This is a genomic window from Kitasatospora nipponensis (assembly GCF_039528135.1).
GTDB lineage: Bacteria > Actinomycetota > Actinomycetes > Streptomycetales > Streptomycetaceae > Kitasatospora > Kitasatospora nipponensis.
This window is the reverse complement of sequence record NZ_BAAALF010001162.1, coordinates 1-518: the sequence shown is the minus strand read 5'-3', so window position 1 is coordinate 518 and position 518 is coordinate 1. Positions and strand designations below refer to the sequence as shown.

Annotated in this window: 1 protein-coding gene; it reads left to right on the top strand. The window is 70.1% G+C overall.

Annotation, left to right across the window (positions count from 1 at the left end; genetic code table 11):
- Positions 1–155: 155 nt before the first annotated feature.
- The coding region (locus ABD323_RS45425; protein WP_344447779.1) for an ATP-binding cassette domain-containing protein at positions 156–518 on the top strand (363 nt) is incomplete at its 3' end.

Below are 518 nucleotides of genomic sequence, written 5' to 3'. Positions count from 1 at the left end.
CTCCTGACGGACTCTCATGGTGCATGACGAACAACACACCTGCGTGGTTTCACGTTCACCCGATCGGAGCAGACACGCCCGTCGTTCGCGGGGTGCCGCTGCCGGGCCCGCCTCTGAAAGGGTGGCCGTACATCCGTACCAACAGGAGTACCCACATGACACCTGCCGTCAGCATCCACAACCTGTGGAAGCGCTTCGGCGACCACGCCGCGGTCGCAGGACTCACCCTGGACCTGCCCGGCGGCTCGTTCTTCGGCCTGGTCGGCCCCAACGGCGCGGGCAAGACCACCACCCTCTCGATGGTCACCGGCCTGCTCCGGCCTGACCAGGGCACCGTGCTGGTGCACGGCGCCGACGTCTGGACCGACCCGGTCGGGGTGAAGGCGCGGATCGGCATCCTGCCCGAGGGGCTGCGGATGTTCGAGCGGCTGAGCGGGCGCGAGCTGCTCCAGTACAACGGCCGGCTGCGCGGCCTGCCCGGGGCCGAGGTGGACCGCCGGGCCGAGGAGCTGCTGGGC